This window comes from Oribacterium sinus (assembly GCF_963553175.1).
Taxonomy (GTDB): Bacteria; Bacillota; Clostridia; order Lachnospirales; family Lachnospiraceae; genus Oribacterium; species Oribacterium sinus_B.
In genome coordinates, this window is the sequence record NZ_CAUVME010000004.1 from 1 (window position 1) to 16,685 (window position 16,685).

Below are 16,685 nucleotides of genomic sequence, written 5' to 3' on the forward strand. Positions count from 1 at the left end.
CATTTTTATGACAAGCTTTTACTGGTTTCTAAGGAATTAAATACTCCTTCAGCCAAGAAGATGGCGGAGAAAAGGGATAAACTCATGAAGGATTTTCTGAAGGAGTGGAGAGCGGAAATGAATTAAACATTGAAACTGTAAAATAGTTTAATTTTCCGGTTCATTTTTTAAATAATTCTGAATGAATTCCAAGACGGTAGAGCATAAGGACAAGCTTAAAATCTTTCTTAAACAGATTAGTAAACTTGACTTCGTATTTCATACTTCCAAAGCCGCCTTGAGATCATCCATAGTTTTATAGGATTTTACGCTACTATCTAAGGCAATACGCCGCCCCTCTTTAATGGCGGCTATAGTTACATCATTTAGTCTAAGCTCAGAAAAAAGCTGATTCGCCTGTTCAGGATTTTCTTTATTACTTTCAATATTTAGTTTTGTGTTCGCCATTGAAGGAACCTCCATTCCAACTGCACATTGTTAGTTTTAGGTTCTTAGCTTTGCAGAGCATATTCTTCACCGAATGCATCAGCACCTTTCGCATTACCGGAGACAATTTCTATATCTTTTAGAGAAGACAGGATTAGAGATTATATTTCTCCTTTAATTTGCGCATGGTCTCGGCTCCATTTTCGGTATTTCCCTCTTTTAGATTCTTAAGCCCCTCTAAAACATCTTTTGCTTCATACATCTTTTGTATGGTTTTCTCATAGTATTCAATATCCATAAGCACAAGCCCTCGTAACTGTTTTGCAATTCATCCCTATTTTTTCCTTATTTTCCGGATTGTATCAGCTCCACGCGAAGTCAGAACTTTTTTGCAGACTCTTTATAGGATCCTTGTCCACCCAGTTTTTATGGGTTTCCAGAATAAGCCCTTCCACCTCGTTTTTTTCGCAATCTCAGCCAAGTTCTTTAAATCCATATTGCCATAGCCAAGTTCCATTTCATCTTCTTTTAAAATCGGGTAATATAGGGGCCCTTTTTTCTGGAACCTCTGTTGGTGATATGCCAAAGCTTCATTCGGCTTCTCAGTTTTTCCATTAGGATAGGAACATCTACTTCGGTATCAGCCGTTGGCTATTCGCCAAGAAAATTCATATTAGGCCAAAGGGCACGGACTACATTTTCCGGATACTCCTGATCTATAAAGCTTTCTATAGCATTTCTTGGCTCCGGATGTTCTTTTCGGTCCGTGGCTCTTACCATGACCATGGCGGTAACCATGGAGTCGGAAAGGAAGAATAGGGTAATGGCTATTGCCAACACGGAACCTAAGATAGGCGGTATCTTTTCAATAAATCGGGAAATAGGGGGATAGGCGTAATGAAACCAAAGCACGGAAACAATACCCCAAAAAATCATAAACAAGAGATTGGTTCTTCCATCTATGTTAAATGGCATGTAGGAATAGTCCCAAAACTTCATACCGAAGAAAACTTCAGTGAATACGGAGCAGAGATATTCAAATGCTCCACCAAAGAAGAATCCGGCAATGAAGATGGAAAGATTATTTTGCTTTTTGACCTTGCTAAGTACCAGCGTTAGGATAACCGCGCCTAAACCCCAGACAATACTGAATGGACCGAGCACCAAACTAGAACGCCGCATCAGGACGTGGGCTGTCAGAAAGACATAGACGGTTTCGATGATATCTCCCATAAAAGAGGTAATGAGAAGCATCCAAATCAGTTTATAAAAGTGAATTCCTTCGGCAAAAATAATTCCTTGTTGTTGCAGGCGTTGATCGGAGGCGGCAATTCCTGCAGATGGAGAAGCTCCATGCTCTACAGAGTTTTCTTCATTTTCTGCTAAAAGACTTGGATATTGGCGGTAAATTCTATTCCAAATACCTCGGGAAATCCATTCTCCTAATCGCAGTTTTCTATTGTGAGCCAAAATTTCTTCCCGCTTTATGTAGTATTTTCTGGGAAGAAGATAGAGCAAGACAATATCGGAAACAAGGGAAAGCAAGAGGAGAGCAGCAAGAAGGTGAACAAGAGAAAGTGGAAGCAAAGAGACCACAGAAAAAAGAAGCGGGTGGAAGCTCTTTAGCAGGACATATCCCGGAATAGTAAGGAGTATAGAGTAAGCAGCAGAGATTTTCAGATTTCCCTTTGGGAAAATTTCCCGGCTGTTCTTATTTTGATAAAATTTATGTAGAAAAAATAAAGATATGTTGTTTGTAAAAATACCATAAAGAAAGGTCATAAACAGTAATCCCGGAGTGCTGACCCTTTTTCCGGAGGATAGGAAAATCAAGAAAATCATGATTAGTGCAGGTTGAACCAAGATTGGAAGATTTAAAATTCCAAAATTTCTGTAGCACTGTTCCTTTAGGCTTACAAAAATAGTGGCGGTAATCCAGGCCAAAAAGCCATAAAAGAAAAAATATAAGACCAGGTCAGTTCCTGAAAATAATGGCATACCCCTTACACTCCTTTTTGTTTATTACTTTTAAAAATTTTTTAAAAGATTACTTTTATACAGTTTAGATATTCCCCAGTTCATAAATTATATGAAATAGAATAATATTTGTCAAGACATCGTAGTGTTACCTATTATAAGGATTTGGTTTAGTAGCTTTGGGATTCCGGTGTTTATTCGCTAGAACTTGAAAATAAGAAAGAATAGGCATACACTTTATCAGGACAAATTTTCTGCAATATATTTTGTCCTATAACTCAGATTAGTCCTATAGCTTGGTTTTAGCCTTTAGGACGCAAAACAGAATGGATTTACACGGGAGAGGAGTTTTATTTGCGCAATTTCTTGAAAAAATATGCTTTGGTGCTTCTGATTGGCGGTGTTTTCGAAGCTGTGGCAATTAGCCTTTGGCTTACGAAGCATAATCTTTTTTATCTTTTCAACTTTAGTTATATCGGAATCTCCTTATCCTTAGGAATTTTTCTGCTCGGAAGAAAATATCCCTATGCCCGTCGTGTGGTACAGCTTCTGGTTGGACTCTATATGCTCGTTTATTTAGGGCTTATCAACCGGGAAAATATGCAAATTGAGGGATTTTGGTACTACTTGCTCACCGGTGTTTTCGAGGCGGCTACCATTCATTACGCGGTGGCAAAAATCTTCGGACCTCTGATTTTCGGAAGAGGCTTCTGCGGTTATGCCTGTTGGACTGCCATGGTTTTGGATTTTCTGCCTTATAAAACAAGAGAGCTTCCCCGGAAAAATATCGGATGGATTCGTTATCTGACTTTTGCTTTATCTTTCCTCTTTGTTTCCGCCCTGTTTCTGATGAAAGTGGGGAATCTGGAAAGGATTATGTTTTGGGCATTTCTCCTTGGAAATCTTGCTTATTATCTTGTGGGGATAGCACTGGCCTTTCTTTTCAAGGATAATCGGGCTTTCTGCAAATACATCTGTCCGGTTACCGTATTTCTAAAGCCAATGAGTTATTTTTCTTTGGTACGAATTCGTTGTGATGAGACGAAATGCATTTCCTGCGGAAAATGCAAGAAGGTTTGCCCCATGGATGTGGAGATGACCGACAATTCCAGGAAGAGAAAAAACGGGACGGACTGTATCCTGTGTATGGAATGCGTAAAGGTCTGCCCGAAGGGAGCGCTGTTAGGATAATGCCTTATCTTATAATTCACTGAAACCATTTATTAAAAATAGAAATGCAACAGTATGATATGCAAAAGTATGTTATTGCATAATACGATATTGCATTTTGTTCTGTTTCATGGATTATCTAATTTAAAAGTGCTTTATAGTTTTGATTTTTGCTTACAAAGCACTGAATTTATTATAGAAATGAATGCTAATCATTGCGAAATGCATTCATTATTGTTATATTTCATATAGAAGAATGTAGATAGGAGGTGGAAACAATGGCTACAATTACAGTACGAATTAATGACGAGGATAAAAAAGTATTAGACCAAGTGGTAGAAGAGATGGGCTTGAATTATTCCACATTTTACAGTATTTATACGAAGAAAGTTTTACGAGAAAGACGAATCCCTTTTGAAGTATCTGCCAGTGTGGATCCATTCTATTCAGAAAGCAATATGCGTTCAATGAAAAAATCTATAAAGGAATTGCGTGAGGGGAAAGGCAGGGCGCATGAGCTCATAGAGGTGGATGATGAGATAAGAATACAAGGAGATAAGCAATGACTTCAATCAGTATTACCAAGGCAAGAGCAAAGCTTAATCAGATTGTTTCAGAAGTAAATGAATCTTCTCAGCCAATCACGATTACCAACAATAGAGGGAAAAATGCGGTATTGATTGGAGAAGAGGATTGGAAAGCCATTCAGGAAACTTTGTACTTGAATAGTATTCCGGGTATGAGCCAAAGTATTTTGGCATCAAAGGAAGAAGAAATTTCCTATCGTTCATCCTTTAAATAAATAGGAGAAATCATGAAACAATCTTTAGAAGAAAAACAGACATTAGCGATGGAAGGCTTAGCGGCAGGAAAGAACTGCGGTCAGCTGGTGCTGCTTGCCTATCAAGAGGAATTAAATCTTTCTGAGGAGCTTCTGCTTTCTCTATCCGCAGGGCTTATTGAGGGATTGGGAACATTAGAGGGAACCTGCGGCGCACTCATTGGAGCAAATTTGGTTTTGGCTATGAAAAATAAGGGAAATCCAATGGTGCAGGTGGAGGCCGCCCATCTTTTTCAGGACTTTGTTGAGCGTTGTGGAGCCAGCATTTGCAAAGACTTAAGAGGCATAGGTAAAGAAAAGCCTCTTTGCAGCTGCGAAGATTGTATCAAAGAGGCGATTGCTTTACTGTATTAAGTTTTAGAGAAGTTTATTAAAACTGATCCACAATTTCCACGCTATCCGGCAGGAGCTCCATATTCACAATGGAGTTTCCGGATAGCTTTACTTTTTTCAGATTGGGTAAATTCCGTAGTGCACTGATATCGGTAATATAGTTATCGGAAATGTCCAGCTCTTCCAGAGTGCTGAGTCCCTCTAAACAATCCAGATTCTCCAACTTATTTCCACGAAGTCCAAGCTTTTTTATCGCTTTAAAATGGGAGAGAAAGGCTTTGGCATTGGCCGTGAAATTATCGGAATCATCATCCAGGTTTTTGATTTCTGCCTGGGTGAGAATCAAGGTCTCCGTAGTGTTGTTATCTTCCATCTTACTAAGGGATAGGGGAATCTGAGGCGTGTGAGCTGAATCAATGACATTTTCATCAAAAATCAGCTCCTTTACTTTGATACCGGAGAATAGCCCGCGATAGTCTCTCGAAGTATCTAAAGAATCTCCCAGAATACTTAGTTTTTCAAGGCTTGGTAAGTCTTCTAAAACATTTTCCCAGTCGTTAGAAATATAATCCATGGAACCGGAAATTATCAGAGTGCTTAAAGAGTTCATTCCACGAAGGGGTTCGGCGCTGATCTCGTCACCGTCCAGAAAACAGTAGAGACTCTTAATCGAGGGCATATGAGCAAAATGACTGAGATACCTGGAGTTACAAAGGACTTCTTCCAAGGCAGTTAAATTCTGCAAATCCGGCAGGGAAAAGTCGTAAAGGAGAACGCCCAGGTGCAGGCTTTGTAAAGCGCTGAGACCGGCAATGGCCTTTCCGTCCGTTAATTCATAACAGCTGTCAATGGAAAGCGTGTTTAATGAGGGGTGGTTGGCTAAACCGTCTAAAGAGAGTATCGGTACGCTCTCGAGTTCAAGAGACTTTAACTTAGGCATATTTTGGGTAAAGTTTAAATCCTTTACGGACATTACATGGGATAAGCTGAGATTCTCTATCTGGGGCATGCCGGAGAGGACGGAGATATTTTCCAAGGGGGTATCGGAGGGACCCGACAGACTCAGAGTTTTACAATTGCTTAAAGTGGCTAAAGGAGCTAAATCCGCAGAGGTGTAAAGGGATAAATTCTCTAAGTTAGGAAAGTGTCTTAAAAAAAGCAGTCCTCCCTCATAGTCAGAATCCACCCTGATGGAAAGGCTTTTCAGGGAAGAAAAGGGTGTGAAAATATCCGTGATATCTTTTGTTTCGTCAGAGGAAATGCTGTAGGGAACAACGTCATCACGGAGGTAAATACCGCTAAGACCGAGTATCTGTTCCGGATTTGCCAAGCTTAGCAAAAGCTCTCTGAAACTTTCCGAATTGTTTCCTATAGCGGCAAAGTATTTTAACTCTTTAAGATTTTTTAAATCCTGATTATCGCTACTGTCACTATCAAAGTCCAGGCCTTGTCCCAGTGCCAGATTCTCCAAACCGGTGAAGGGCTGAAGCTCCTGTCGAGAAATGCTTTCCGTAGCAGGAAAATAAAGGGTCTTTTCTTCCACGGGATTTCCCTCTTCATCCAGCTTCTCCGCATAAGAAAAACACCAGTTTTCTTCATCTAAATCTTTTGAGATGGACAGGAATTTTAAGGAATTATAGTCTTCCCCTGTAACTTGAGAAAGATTCTTGGAAAATGCCTTCTCCACAAAGGAAATCACTACCGGATCCTGCACCGTGCTACGATATTGGTCGGTGGGAAGCTCTATACCGCTAGGAGAAAAGACTGTTCTTAGTAAAACAAACAGAAGGATTGACATTACCACTACTACAGTGCCCACTGCACAGCTTTGCAAAACGTATTTGCCTCGTACATTGTTTGGAACAGTTCTTTCCTTATTATAATTCACATTTTTTATGGTGATATTTTGGGTAATATCCGGCTTATGAGGCTCCAAATAGACCTTGGTATTACAGAATTTACACTGTACAAAGCCTTCCTTCATTCCCTCAGGAACGGATAATTGACCATTGCAGTTAGGACATTGGATTTTGGTGATTTTCATGGATTTTCCTCTTGCTATTTTTAACTTATATTTTGTAAAATGAATATTATTTTATAAACAAATTAAGTTTACATAATGACTAAGTGATAAGCAAGAGGAGAATAGGAGGAAATCAAATGAGAAGTGTTTTGGGGGATCGTAAGGCGGTATTTGATGCGGGAGGACGGAAGCTTTGTATTACGGAAGAAGGAATTTCAGTGGAAGGGAAGAAGCCCTTTACTCTTTCTTTTTCCGAGGTGGGAGCCATTCTTCCCATGCGATATTGCAACTCCAATATGCTCTATTCTCTGATTTTTAGGGATCTTCAGGGGAAAAATATCAGTCTTCCGGATTTAGAGACAGATACCAAGGCAAATGGTAGAGGGCATAATATTGCGGAAACCAAGACGCTCTTACTTGCATTTGCAAGAAATAAGCTGGGGGCTGAATTTCCCAATAGCATCGATAGCCTGGATCTTCCCATCGGCTTTAATTTAAAGGAAAAGGAGATTCGCCTTTCCGGAGGACATATTACCGGAGCAAAGCATAGCATTCCTTTAACTGCGATTAGACGAGTGAAAATGGTGACCAACGGTACCATTTCCAACTTAGGCATTTATACCAAGGAAAAGGGCGGCTTCTTTGATTTTCCGGATATGAGCATTCCTGCAAATGAATTGACCCTTCCTATCTTGGAGGCTGCCATGACCAGAAATACAGGAGTCGGTATTGACTTTAGTAGGGGAGACGGATTTGCGCAAAAAACTTCCGAGTTTATGATTATTCGTTTCTTAAGTGCCGATTTTTTCATTAATGAAGATGGTAGTTTCTCCGCTGAATGGCAAGAGAGGGCATATGACAGAATTTCTGCCTACGGATATGAGGAGGATACCTTGCTGGAGCAGGCTATATTGCTCTAGAAAGATATTATTTTGGGAAAAACTTGTGTTCATAGCTATAGCCTGCATACAAAGATAGCATTATGAGAGTAGTATTACACCACTTATCAGCAGGAAAATGTCTCCTCCACCTCTTGATAGGGATATGCCCTGCGGAGTACCTGATAGCAGGGGCAGTCTTCTTCGTGGTCGTTAATGACACCGCAGGCTTGTAAAAATGAATAGACAATGACGGGGCCGGTATACTGAAAGCCCCGTTTTTTTAAATCCTTACTGATTGCTTCGGAAAGAGCATTTTTGGCAGGCATTTCTCCCTTTTCATGTCCTTGATAACAAAGACTCTTTCCGCCGGAAAAGCTCCAAAGGTAAGCGTCAAAGCTTCCCTCTTCTTTTTGCAGGGCTAAAAATGCCTTGGCATTTTGAATCATGGCTCTGATTTTTCGCTCCGATCGAATCATATTTTCCGTATGCATGATTCTTTCAATATCTTCTTTCGTGAATGCTGCGAGCTTTTCCGGGGAAAAGTTTGCAAAACAGCTTCGAAGAGTTTCTCTTTTTCGAAGAATCAAGGCCCAGCTAAGACCGGCCTGCATGGATTCCAAAAGCAAATATTCAAAGAGCTTTTGATCATCATGGGTGGGTACGCCCCACTCCTTATCGTGATAAGAAATCATTTCCGCACTGCTGTTTTTCCATTGACAAGCCATAATGCCTCCTTTTTATAGGATTATAACAGAATCCGGTTTAAAGTTGATAGGGAAGTGCAGTAATGGTTTGAATACAAAAGGATGTTGCCCCCTTTTAAATAGAGAGCAACATCCTTTTGTATTCAAGTTATTTTGTTTAATACAATCTATACAGATATCATTTCCATTACTTCTGTAAATCAAGAGTTGCCGTTTGTGTAGGAAATTTATCATTCCAACTATGCTTTCGAACGTAAAGACTAACAGGACTTCTGTCTTTTAATTTAAATGCTCTATAAACTTTTGCACTGTATCCATTTTGGACTTTGGCACTAAGATCCCAGGGATAGGATATTTCTGAAGAAGATATTCCGGTAGTTTCTAATTGCACTCCATTTTGATATGCCTCAATTTCAATACTAGACCATCCCGGGGTTACAGGTTTTTGCTCTTTGTTGCTAAACTCATAAAGAAGAACAAGAGATTCTTCATCACTGAAATTTTCCTGTATCCAATGATCTACATATTTTACTGTGTATTCATCCATTTGGTAGTCAAAAAGTGGTGCTTTTTCATTAATCCACGCGCCATCTGCTCCAACTTTATAACCATCCGGAGTGGTGGTATTTGTCAGCATATAGCCATCTGCACCAAGATAGTAGTCCTTGCCGTTATCCTTATACCATTCATTTTTCTTGTAAGTTCCATCGCCATTGTCTACCCACCAGCCTTTTGCATCTTGTTTCCAAACTGTAGCATAACTACTTATGGATACAAACTGTGATAAAGCAATAGCTAAAGCAATACCGGATATGCATTTTTTCATATAAGCCCCCATTCAATAATGAATTTTCTTAAATAATAATACATGCTTGTACAAATATCAATACATTAGAAAAAATAAATCTACTTATATGTTAGATTTGTAGTCTCTAAGCCTTATGTAGCTGTTTTTTCAAAAGGAAAAGAAAGGTAAAGTAGGGCCTATTTTAGCCCTACTTTTAAAGTCGCCTTTTCCGCCTCTTTCTTTGTAAACCCTTCATTCATCAGGGCATCTATTAAATCTTCTTTGGAGGTCACTCCGTCCTCCATGTATTCTTTTGCAACAATCTCAGCTTGTTCTATCCAGTTCACGTTAATGTGGCTCAGGGCAAAATCCGCTTCCTCTTCTGTGAAGTGGTCGAAGAGCAACTGTGCTTTTAGTTTTTCTTTGGAAAACCCGATTTTATGCTTGCAATATTCTTTCGCTTTCTTTCGTGCCTCTTGATTCCAATCTATATTGAGATACTCTAGGGCGAACTTTGCATCTTCAGAATCGATATTCTCTACAGAAAGCATTTGCAATAATTCTGTTTGAGATAAGTGCATAGTATCAAGATAGTCTTTTGCAGTTTGGATAGCCTGTAATTGATTTTCGTTTAGGCTTTCCAATGGGGGCTTGGTAGTTTCTTCGCTTGATGATTCCTTACCTGTCGTGACATTATTCTTACTCATTTCTTTGGAATCCGCAGAACTCTTTTCCGGGTTAATTTCTTTGGAATCCACAGAACTGCTCTCTATGCTTTCTGAAGAGACCTTCGAAGAACTCTCTACAGTATTCCCTTCTTGATTCTGCTTTGTACAGGACATCATAATGAAGAGAAGGAAAATCGGAGCAAGTCGGGCGAGGTATCTGGAAGCATGACTCATTTTTATAATTCCTTTCGTGTGAGAGAATAGAGAGGTTTCTTCATTTTCATAAGAACAAGTTATATGAATTACGGTATAATGTTCTTATGGTAATCTTTACTTTCTTATTAGGCAAGAACAAGTGTGGATGTAAAAAAGAGTTTTGAGAGAAATGGAGAAACAATGGAAGAATTTAAAAAAATGAGACGGTTTAAGCAGGAAATTTCTAAAGAAGAGTGTATTAAAGTTTTACGGGAAGCTCCCAGAGGAGTCATGGCTTTTCATGGGGAAAATGATTATCCCTACGCTATTCCCCTAAACCAGTTTTATGATGAGGAAGACGGAAAGCTCTATTTTCACGGTGCGAAAGAAGGATTGAAATTGGATTTGCTTGCTAAAAACAATAAGGTTTGCTTCACCATCATGGACTCCGGATTCAAAAAAGAAGGAGAATGGCCTTGGTATATTCGTTCCGTACTTTGCCTTGGAAGGGTGGAAGCTGTAGAGAATCAGGAGAAGGTGATAGAACAATGCAGAAAGCTGGCGGAAAAATTCTATCCGACGAAGGAGTCTATCGAGAAAGAAATAGAAAAAGCCGGGGCAAGAGTCAATATGCTTTGCATGACGATTGACAGAATGACCGGAAAGCTGGTGAAGGAATCTTAAGTCGGGTTTGAATTTTATGGAAGGAGGAGAAAATGAGTCGAAAGGAAGAAATTCAAAATGCCTATCAATCCGTGGGCAATCATACCGGCTTTTATGACGGAATGATGACCTATGGAAATTTGGCAGGAAAGTTATTATGCCGATTGGTATGGAACATGGATAAGGAGAAAAATCTTTATTATCGGAATAAGGTCTTATCCTCCATTCCTAAGGACTTTTCCGGAAGGCTTTTGGAAATTCCTGTGGGTACGGGAATCATGACTCTTCCCTTATATAAGGGGCTTCATAATGCAGAGATTGTCTGTATGGACTATGCGCCGGAAATGATGGAGCCGGCAAAGGATAGGGCGGCTTTACTGGGTATAGAGAATATTCATTTTCAACAGGGAGATGTGGGAGACCTTCCTTTTCAAACGGAAAGCTTTGATATCGTTTTATCCATGAATGGTTTCCATGTTTTTCCGGACAAGGAAGCGGCTTATCAGGAGGTGTTCCGCGTATTAAAACCGGGAGGGATTTTCTGCGGTTGTTTTTATGTGGAAGGGGGCGTAAAAAGAGCCGACTGGTTTGCCAAGCATATTTATGTTCCAAAAGGTCTGTTTACACCACCCTTTGAGACGGAAGAAAGTTTAAGAAAGCGGCTTATGAAAAGCTACACAGAGGTTTCCGTAGAAAGAGTGGAAACGGTGGCCTGCTTTTCCTGTGTAAAAAAATAAATTCATGATTGTGACCATTCCTTTCTGTTCTCCGTCTTAATGGGAGAAGGGAGCTAAGGCAAGGCGGAAATTTTGTCTACAGAAGATGTGGATTTTGGCGTATAATGGGGAGGTATAAAAATGTTTTGTCCTATCGCCGGAAGAGCATAGGAGAAGTCGGGAAAACTTAAGTTTGTCTCAAAGCATGTCTCCAAGAATGGAGAATAGCAGAAAGAATTCCTGATTTTTAGAGTAGAAATAGGGGAAAATATGCTTGTTACGAAAAAGCTAAGCAACGATAATACATGGATTAATATTAACTCGGATGAAATTACAAAGCATTCCAAAGTATACGAGGAATATGATATTGATCCGAAAACGCTGGAGTATGCTTTGGATGAAAATGAGCATGCCCACATGGATTATGATCGGGAGGACGGAACCGTTACCTTCATTTACAGTGTTTTGGATCTGGAAAAGGATAAGGAATATTATGAGACGGTTCCTCTGACTTTTATTGTGCAAAAAAATCGACTGGTGACCATCAGTAATGAGGACAATGTATATATCATTCAGAAGATGTGCGATTATGTGGATGGAAAAGAGAATCTTTCGATTTATACCTTACTCTTTGCAAGCTTGGAAATGATTTCCAATGCCTACTATCCGATTATTGAGCGTTTGGATAAGCAGAAGGATGAGATTAACCATTTGCTTCGGCAGAAAACCACGAAGAAGAATCTCTATGCTCTTTCCGACTTGGAGGTGGGCATGATTTATTTACGATCCGCCGCTACGCAAAATCGTCTTTTGCTGGAGCATATCCAGGCTCATGCCATTTATCGTAGCTTTGATGAAGAGGAGTCTGCACAGTTTGATGATGCCATGGTGGAGGCCAGACAGCTGGTGTCCATGACGGAGCTTCTTTCTACCGTGGCTCGTCAGCTTTTGGACTCCTACAACAACATTTTGAACAATGACTTAAATAACAACTTGAGCACCCTGACTATTTTTGAAATTTTGCTGAGTGTCCTGGCGGTAATTACAGGCTTCTTCGGAATGAATGTTCCTCTCCCTCTGATGAATGAGCGAAAAGCCTGGGTATTAATTTGTGCTGTGAGTGCACTCATTTGGATAGCCCTAACCTGGGTAATGCGCTGGATTATTAAACGCAGATAAATGAATGGATAGAAAGTAAGGAATAAAACGTATTTGAAGCCGGGATTGGGAAATGAAGCATTGGGAATATAGCTTTAGGAACGTAAAATCATAGATAAGGATTCAGAAGGATGGAAGACCAAAAGATTATCGCCCTGTATTTTCAAAGGGCGGAGACTGCGATTTTAGAAACCAAAAAGAAATACAGCCGCTTACTCCTTTCCATTTCCTATGGCATTTTAAAAATCATGGCGGATGCGGAGGAGTGTGAGAATGACACTTATTTAAAGACCTGGAATGCCATTCCGCCGAAACAGCCGGAGAATCTGCCGGCTTTTTTGTCGAAGATCGTCCGGAATCTTTCTTTAGATCGTTACGACAGTTTGCATGCGGAAAAGCGTGGGGGAGGAGAAGTTCCCCTGGTGCTGGAAGAGCTGTCGGAAGTCCTTCCGGATAAGGGGGCGATTCCGGGAGAGGGTAATGAGCTGTCGGAACTAATGGACTCTTTTTTGCATACATTAAAGCCGGAGAGCAGAAATATTTTTATGAGAAGATATTGGTTTATGGATTCCGTATCCGAGATTGCGGAGGCATCCGGTTTTGGTCTTAGTAAGGTGAAAATGAGTTTAAGCCGCACACGGGAGCAGCTTAAGCTTTTCTTAGAGCAGGAGGGATATCGTTTATGAAAGAGGACAGCAAGCGACTGCTTCGGGGAATGACAGAGGTAAGTGAGCAATATATTTTGGAAGCGGAGGCATTTTACCAAAAGAAGGATGAAAAGAACGTTGATAGAGAAAACGCAGTAAAAGAAACTAAAGAAAAAGAAAGCATAGAAAAAGAAAAGAAGATTATCAAAATGCAGGAAGCTAAGAAGAGGAAATTTATTACCATTCCTCGGGTTTTAGGATTTACTGCTTCCATAGCTGCGGCCTGCTTTGTTTGCTATATCGGAGTATTCATGTTTTTAGCTCCCAGAGCAGCCAAACCAAGCTCTGTAATGCTGGAGGGAGCACAAGGGGAGGACTCCGGTGGAACACAGGATAAAGCGGAAGAATTTGCCGCAGAGGGCGGAGAACTGAAAGAGAACTCTGCCGGGATCACGGCTAAGGGACGGAGCGTAGAAGAAGTTGCGTCCATGCAGCAGGCTACAGAACTTACCGGTTTTACCATGCGTATTCCTGAGGGAAAAGCTCCTTATACAGAAAAAACCATCAGTGTAATCGGAGAGGATATGATTGAAGTGGCCTATTCTAAGGAAGAGCCTTCTGCGGTAGGATATTCCATCCGAAAAGCAAGAGCTGAAGGAGACATTAGCGGAGATTATACGGAGTATACAGAAAGCAAAGAAGTGGATTCCGAGGGAAGAAAAGTCACTTTAAAGGGTGAAGCCGGAAGATATTCCCTGGCATTATGGGAAGAAAATGGCTTCAGCTATGCGGTAAATGCACAGGAGAAGCCAATGACGGAAGAGGAGATTTTAGAAATTGTAAAGGCGGTGGAGTAAGAGACTCGTCAAGGCAATGGAGGAGCGTAAAAAATCGGACGGCGAATTTTCACCGTCCGATTTTTTATGAAATATTGTAGAAGCTAAACGTTTCTTAAAGCAATATCATCCTTGAGGCTATATTGCTTTTGATACTTTGGCACTATCATTAGCCCCAGAAGTAATGTCCGGTAATTAAAGAATAAATGCCCATAACTGCTACAACGGCACAAGCTATAATTTGCAATGGACGAATGCGTACGCTTGTTCCGTTTTCATGAGCTTGTTTAATCATAAGAATCTGCCCTACGCACATTACCAAGCAGACAAGAGTAACGATAATAGTCATGGTTTGCTGGTTCATTTTACTTCCCCCTAAAAATTAAAGTGATTTGTTTATTCCCTTAAAAAAGAAAATATTAATTTTAATCCTTAAGAATTGTAAGCAGAATACTAATGTCTGTCAAGAGAAATCTTAATCTTTTACGGAAGCTAATTGACTTCTTAGATGATGAATTTATAATAGTTTTGCATGTATAGGATAGAGAATTTTTCCTATCCCGTAAGTGAGATTATGGAGAAGAAGTAAACGTTACTGTTTATCAATATTTGTAGCAGCTTTCAGGAGGAAAACAAGATGAATCAGACTATTATGATTGTAGCCGGTGTGGTAGTTGTGTGGGCAGTTTTATTTGTTGTCATGATGAGCTTTCAAAAAAAGCGTAAGGCAGGGGAACAGCAATTTAATGCGGATAATGCGTATAAGGCACTCTTACATTTGTACTGCGATCATGTTGCTATTGACGGAAACAGCCTTTCCGCATTTTCCCATACGCAGGGAGAATATATGCAGACTATCGTAGCCTTGGAGCCGGGTCAGCATAGATTGGAAGGTATTTTCCGCTCTACAGAGGCAGGCGTTACAGGCAATAAGAATTTGGTCAGTGAAAAGCTTAGTATTGATATCGATTTGGAAGCAGGGCATGTTTATTCTGCAGCTATGTATTTTTATTCCGCAGAAGATAGAAACGAGTATTACAAGGGGCAGACCGGAAAGGCTATTGCAGAGGTTCCTCTTTCCATTGTTAAGGGCAGTGACCAGGTTAAGGCCTATGTCATTGTGTATGAAGAGCAATAAAAGTAGCTGGAGAAAGTGGTGGCTTCATGTGGAAAATAAAGTCTAATACTTATTTAGATGAAAATGGATCCTGCCACTGGCAAATTAGGTACTATTCGCCCAATCCGATTTCTTCTTTCTTTGGTCTTCTTTTCTTACTGGGAATATTTTTTCTGATATATAGGCAATTGGGCTTAGATAAGAGTGTGTGGCTTCTGTATGGACTGCTCACTATGTATTCCGCCTTTTGCGTATGGGATATCTACAAATGTTTCTTTCTTACTTATATTGTGGAAGCAATTCTGTATGAAGAGGAGATAGTACTTCTCTACCATAAGGGGGAAAGTCGGAGGATTCCCTATACGGAAATAGGATTTGTGGATTTTCAACTCCATGAGGGGGTGGGAAGTAAGATACATTTTTCGCCCCACTTTAGCCTTTACAAGAAGGACAGCACGTCAAAGATTCTGGATTCCGTGTTGTATAAAAACGGGTATTTGCTTTTTACAGGAGAAGTAGAGCTTCTGGAGGATTATCTTAGGATTAAAGAAATTCTGGCGGAAAAGGGAAAACATTGTGTGGAACCAAGAGAAACCGAAGAGTGTTTTCGAAGAGGAAGGCTTACTATACAAGCTAGAAGAGATATTGGATAAGAAAAGAATCGTACGATTTTCATTGCGGAAATTGTACGATTCTTTTATACTAAGAAAAAAGGAGGAACAACGATGTCTATTACTGCAACGGAGCTAAAGTTAAATTTAAGTAAGTACTTATTACTGGCGGAGAAAGAAGATATTTGCATTACAAAGAATGGCAGACCGATTGCTAAATTAGTTTCACCGTATCAAGACAAATTAAAACTCGTAGACGAGTTATTTTCCAGTGTACCTTCTGATTTAAACTTAGAAGAAGCTCGCAAGGAGAGAATGAATCAGATATGAAGATATTATTAGATACCTGTATCGTGATAGATTTTTTGCAGGGAAGGGAACCCTTTGCAGAGGATGCCTATCAAATTTTTCGCCTTTTAGCAACAGAGATATTCTCCGCTTATATTACTGCAAAGTCAACAACAGACATTTACTACTTAACAAGACGATGCACACATAGTGACGAAGAAGCGAAGGACAAGTTGAATCGTTTATTGGGAGTTTTAAGAGTGGCAGATACTTTGTCTGAGGACATTTTTAATGCCTTGATTTCTGAGACAAAGGATTTTGAAGATGCGGTAATGATGGAGACGGCTCTTCGAATAAAGGCAGATGGTATAGTGACCAGAAATACAAAAGACTATAAGAACTCTTCCGTTAAAGTATATACACCGAAAGAGTTTATAAAATGTTGTGAGGAAAGTTTTTACAAAACTTAGAAATAAAAAGAATACTTTAGTTCTATTTTAGGAGCCCAAAAGGCTTCTTTTTTATGCCTAAAGAATATTAAGTGAAATAATGAGGACATTTTGTATTGTAGACGTAATAAAAATCTAAAAACGGATAAATATGCAATAAAATGCAAATTCATACATTTTACACATTTCATACAC

Annotated in this window: 22 protein-coding genes; 14 read left to right on the plus strand and 8 right to left on the minus strand. The window is 39.8% G+C overall.

Going from position 1 to position 16,685, the window contains the following annotated elements; genetic code table 11:
- Positions 1-258 precede the first annotated feature (258 nt).
- From RYO92_RS01555 to RYO92_RS01565, 3 genes are all read right to left on the minus strand, one after another.
- The gene (locus RYO92_RS01555) at positions 259-447 is read right to left on the minus strand and encodes a hypothetical protein (protein ID WP_314834361.1); all 189 of its coding nucleotides are present in this window, start codon (positions 445-447) and stop codon (positions 259-261) included.
- A gap of 133 nt (positions 448-580) precedes the next feature.
- The gene (locus RYO92_RS01560; RefSeq protein ID WP_315369255.1) at positions 581-724 is read right to left on the minus strand and encodes an ABC transporter substrate-binding protein; all 144 of its coding nucleotides are present in this window, start codon (positions 722-724) and stop codon (positions 581-583) included.
- Positions 725-1,077: 353 nt separating this feature from the next.
- Positions 1,078-2,424, minus strand: a complete 1,347-nt coding sequence (locus RYO92_RS01565) for a putative ABC transporter permease (protein WP_315369256.1) — start codon at positions 2,422-2,424, stop codon at positions 1,078-1,080.
- A 333-nt stretch (positions 2,425-2,757) separates the two neighbouring features.
- Between RYO92_RS01565 and RYO92_RS01570 the strand changes: the two genes are divergently transcribed.
- The 4 genes from RYO92_RS01570 (at position 2,758) to RYO92_RS01585 (ending at position 4,768) form a co-directional block, all read left to right on the plus strand.
- Positions 2,758-3,594, plus strand: a complete 837-nt coding sequence (locus RYO92_RS01570) for a 4Fe-4S binding protein (RefSeq protein ID WP_315369257.1) — start codon at positions 2,758-2,760, stop codon at positions 3,592-3,594.
- A gap of 257 nt (positions 3,595-3,851) precedes the next feature.
- A complete protein-coding gene (locus RYO92_RS01575) occupies positions 3,852-4,139 on the plus strand; it encodes a type II toxin-antitoxin system RelB/DinJ family antitoxin (protein WP_315369258.1) in 288 nt (95 codons plus the stop codon).
- Positions 4,136-4,375, plus strand: a complete 240-nt coding sequence (locus RYO92_RS01580) for a type II toxin-antitoxin system Phd/YefM family antitoxin (RefSeq protein WP_315369259.1) — start codon at positions 4,136-4,138, stop codon at positions 4,373-4,375. The genes RYO92_RS01575 and RYO92_RS01580 overlap by 4 nt, the downstream gene beginning before the upstream one ends.
- 12 nt (positions 4,376-4,387) lie before the next feature.
- Positions 4,388-4,768 (plus strand): C-GCAxxG-C-C family protein, encoded by a 381-nt coding sequence (locus RYO92_RS01585; RefSeq protein WP_315369260.1) that lies wholly within the window; start codon positions 4,388-4,390, stop codon positions 4,766-4,768.
- Positions 4,769-4,784: 16 nt separating this feature from the next.
- On the opposite strand, the gene RYO92_RS01590 is transcribed toward RYO92_RS01585, so the two are convergent.
- The gene (locus RYO92_RS01590; RefSeq protein ID WP_315369261.1) at positions 4,785-6,791 is read right to left on the minus strand and encodes a leucine-rich repeat domain-containing protein; all 2,007 of its coding nucleotides are present in this window, start codon (positions 6,789-6,791) and stop codon (positions 4,785-4,787) included.
- Positions 6,792-6,907: 116 nt separating this feature from the next.
- On the opposite strand from RYO92_RS01590, the gene RYO92_RS01595 reads away from it, so the two are divergent.
- Positions 6,908-7,690 carry a hypothetical protein gene (locus tag RYO92_RS01595; protein WP_315369262.1) on the plus strand — a complete coding sequence of 261 codons (783 nt, stop codon included), beginning with the start codon at positions 6,908-6,910 and terminating at the stop codon, positions 7,688-7,690.
- An 86-nt stretch (positions 7,691-7,776) separates the two neighbouring features.
- On the opposite strand, the gene RYO92_RS01600 is transcribed toward RYO92_RS01595, so the two are convergent.
- From RYO92_RS01600 to RYO92_RS01610, 3 genes are all read right to left on the minus strand, one after another.
- Positions 7,777-8,376 carry a DNA-3-methyladenine glycosylase I gene (locus tag RYO92_RS01600; protein ID WP_315369263.1) on the minus strand — a complete coding sequence of 200 codons (600 nt, stop codon included), beginning with the start codon at positions 8,374-8,376 and terminating at the stop codon, positions 7,777-7,779.
- A gap of 166 nt (positions 8,377-8,542) precedes the next feature.
- On the minus strand, positions 8,543-9,181 hold the full coding sequence (locus RYO92_RS01605) for a DUF5067 domain-containing protein (RefSeq protein WP_315369264.1): 639 nt from the start codon (positions 9,179-9,181) through the stop codon (positions 8,543-8,545).
- A 158-nt stretch (positions 9,182-9,339) separates the two neighbouring features.
- Positions 9,340-9,900 (minus strand): Ltp family lipoprotein, encoded by a 561-nt coding sequence (locus tag RYO92_RS01610; protein ID WP_315369265.1) that lies wholly within the window; start codon positions 9,898-9,900, stop codon positions 9,340-9,342.
- Positions 9,901-10,206: 306 nt separating this feature from the next.
- Here RYO92_RS01610 and RYO92_RS01615 point away from each other — a divergent pair, with 306 nt between their 5' ends.
- From RYO92_RS01615 to RYO92_RS01635, 5 genes are all read left to right on the plus strand, one after another.
- Positions 10,207-10,689 (plus strand): pyridoxamine 5'-phosphate oxidase family protein, encoded by a 483-nt coding sequence (locus RYO92_RS01615; RefSeq protein ID WP_315369266.1) that lies wholly within the window; start codon positions 10,207-10,209, stop codon positions 10,687-10,689.
- A 32-nt stretch (positions 10,690-10,721) separates the two neighbouring features.
- Positions 10,722-11,405, plus strand: coding sequence for a class I SAM-dependent methyltransferase (locus tag RYO92_RS01620; protein ID WP_315369267.1), 684 nt, complete (start codon positions 10,722-10,724; stop codon positions 11,403-11,405).
- Positions 11,406-11,654: 249 nt separating this feature from the next.
- Complete coding sequence (locus RYO92_RS01625; protein WP_308578556.1) at positions 11,655-12,563, plus strand: magnesium transporter CorA family protein; 909 nt, start codon at positions 11,655-11,657, stop codon at positions 12,561-12,563.
- Between the two features lie 110 nt (positions 12,564-12,673).
- Positions 12,674-13,228 (plus strand): RNA polymerase sigma factor, encoded by a 555-nt coding sequence (locus tag RYO92_RS01630; protein WP_007157171.1) that lies wholly within the window; start codon positions 12,674-12,676, stop codon positions 13,226-13,228.
- Positions 13,225-14,046, plus strand: a complete 822-nt coding sequence (locus tag RYO92_RS01635) for a DUF4367 domain-containing protein (protein WP_007157170.1) — start codon at positions 13,225-13,227, stop codon at positions 14,044-14,046. Before RYO92_RS01630 ends, RYO92_RS01635 begins: the two co-directional genes overlap by 4 nt.
- A gap of 148 nt (positions 14,047-14,194) precedes the next feature.
- Here the strand turns inward: RYO92_RS01635 and RYO92_RS01640 are convergent, their stop codons facing one another.
- Complete coding sequence (locus RYO92_RS01640) at positions 14,195-14,389, minus strand: hypothetical protein (RefSeq protein ID WP_007157169.1); 195 nt, start codon at positions 14,387-14,389, stop codon at positions 14,195-14,197.
- A 273-nt stretch (positions 14,390-14,662) separates the two neighbouring features.
- Between RYO92_RS01640 and RYO92_RS01645 the strand changes: the two genes are divergently transcribed.
- From RYO92_RS01645 to RYO92_RS01660, 4 genes are all read left to right on the plus strand, one after another.
- Positions 14,663-15,163 carry a hypothetical protein gene (locus RYO92_RS01645; RefSeq protein ID WP_308578560.1) on the plus strand — a complete coding sequence of 167 codons (501 nt, stop codon included), beginning with the start codon at positions 14,663-14,665 and terminating at the stop codon, positions 15,161-15,163.
- Between the two features lie 212 nt (positions 15,164-15,375).
- A complete protein-coding gene (locus RYO92_RS01650; RefSeq protein WP_315369268.1) occupies positions 15,376-15,795 on the plus strand; it encodes a hypothetical protein in 420 nt (139 codons plus the stop codon).
- 72 nt (positions 15,796-15,867) lie between these two features.
- Complete coding sequence (locus RYO92_RS01655; RefSeq protein WP_304070570.1) at positions 15,868-16,083, plus strand: type II toxin-antitoxin system Phd/YefM family antitoxin; 216 nt, start codon at positions 15,868-15,870, stop codon at positions 16,081-16,083.
- A complete protein-coding gene (locus RYO92_RS01660; protein WP_304070569.1) occupies positions 16,080-16,511 on the plus strand; it encodes a PIN domain-containing protein in 432 nt (143 codons plus the stop codon). Before RYO92_RS01655 ends, RYO92_RS01660 begins: the two co-directional genes overlap by 4 nt.
- The last annotated feature ends 174 nt before the right edge of the window (positions 16,512-16,685 follow it).

Excerpts from the sequence above, each read along its gene's own strand:
- RYO92_RS01640 (WP_007157169.1), bottom strand. The coding sequence starts at position 14,389 with ATGAACCAGCAAACCATGACTATTATCGTTACTCTTGTCTGCTTGGTA.
- RYO92_RS01600 (WP_315369263.1), bottom strand. The coding sequence starts at position 8,376 with ATGGCTTGTCAATGGAAAAACAGCAGTGCGGAAATGATTTCTTATCAC.
- RYO92_RS01590 (WP_315369261.1), bottom strand. The coding sequence starts at position 6,791 with ATGAAAATCACCAAAATCCAATGTCCTAACTGCAATGGTCAATTATCC.
- RYO92_RS01605 (WP_315369264.1), bottom strand. The coding sequence starts at position 9,181 with ATGAAAAAATGCATATCCGGTATTGCTTTAGCTATTGCTTTATCACAG.
- RYO92_RS01560 (WP_315369255.1), bottom strand. The coding sequence starts at position 724 with ATGGATATTGAATACTATGAGAAAACCATACAAAAGATGTATGAAGCA.
- RYO92_RS01635 (WP_007157170.1), top strand. The coding sequence starts at position 13,225 with ATGAAAGAGGACAGCAAGCGACTGCTTCGGGGAATGACAGAGGTAAGT.
- RYO92_RS01630 (WP_007157171.1), top strand. The coding sequence starts at position 12,674 with ATGGAAGACCAAAAGATTATCGCCCTGTATTTTCAAAGGGCGGAGACT.
- RYO92_RS01575 (WP_315369258.1), top strand. The coding sequence starts at position 3,852 with ATGGCTACAATTACAGTACGAATTAATGACGAGGATAAAAAAGTATTA.
- RYO92_RS01655 (WP_304070570.1), top strand. The coding sequence starts at position 15,868 with ATGTCTATTACTGCAACGGAGCTAAAGTTAAATTTAAGTAAGTACTTA.
- RYO92_RS01620 (WP_315369267.1), top strand. The coding sequence starts at position 10,722 with ATGAGTCGAAAGGAAGAAATTCAAAATGCCTATCAATCCGTGGGCAAT.
- RYO92_RS01615 (WP_315369266.1), top strand. The coding sequence starts at position 10,207 with ATGGAAGAATTTAAAAAAATGAGACGGTTTAAGCAGGAAATTTCTAAA.
- RYO92_RS01625 (WP_308578556.1), top strand. The coding sequence starts at position 11,655 with ATGCTTGTTACGAAAAAGCTAAGCAACGATAATACATGGATTAATATT.
- RYO92_RS01580 (WP_315369259.1), top strand. The coding sequence starts at position 4,136 with ATGACTTCAATCAGTATTACCAAGGCAAGAGCAAAGCTTAATCAGATT.
- RYO92_RS01645 (WP_308578560.1), top strand. The coding sequence starts at position 14,663 with ATGAATCAGACTATTATGATTGTAGCCGGTGTGGTAGTTGTGTGGGCA.
- RYO92_RS01595 (WP_315369262.1), top strand. The coding sequence starts at position 6,908 with ATGAGAAGTGTTTTGGGGGATCGTAAGGCGGTATTTGATGCGGGAGGA.
- RYO92_RS01660 (WP_304070569.1), top strand. The coding sequence starts at position 16,080 with ATGAAGATATTATTAGATACCTGTATCGTGATAGATTTTTTGCAGGGA.
- RYO92_RS01585 (WP_315369260.1), top strand. The coding sequence starts at position 4,388 with ATGAAACAATCTTTAGAAGAAAAACAGACATTAGCGATGGAAGGCTTA.
- RYO92_RS01565 (WP_315369256.1), bottom strand. The coding sequence starts at position 2,424 with ATGCCATTATTTTCAGGAACTGACCTGGTCTTATATTTTTTCTTTTAT.
- RYO92_RS01555 (WP_314834361.1), bottom strand. The coding sequence starts at position 447 with ATGGCGAACACAAAACTAAATATTGAAAGTAATAAAGAAAATCCTGAA.
- RYO92_RS01650 (WP_315369268.1), top strand. The coding sequence starts at position 15,376 with ATGTATTCCGCCTTTTGCGTATGGGATATCTACAAATGTTTCTTTCTT.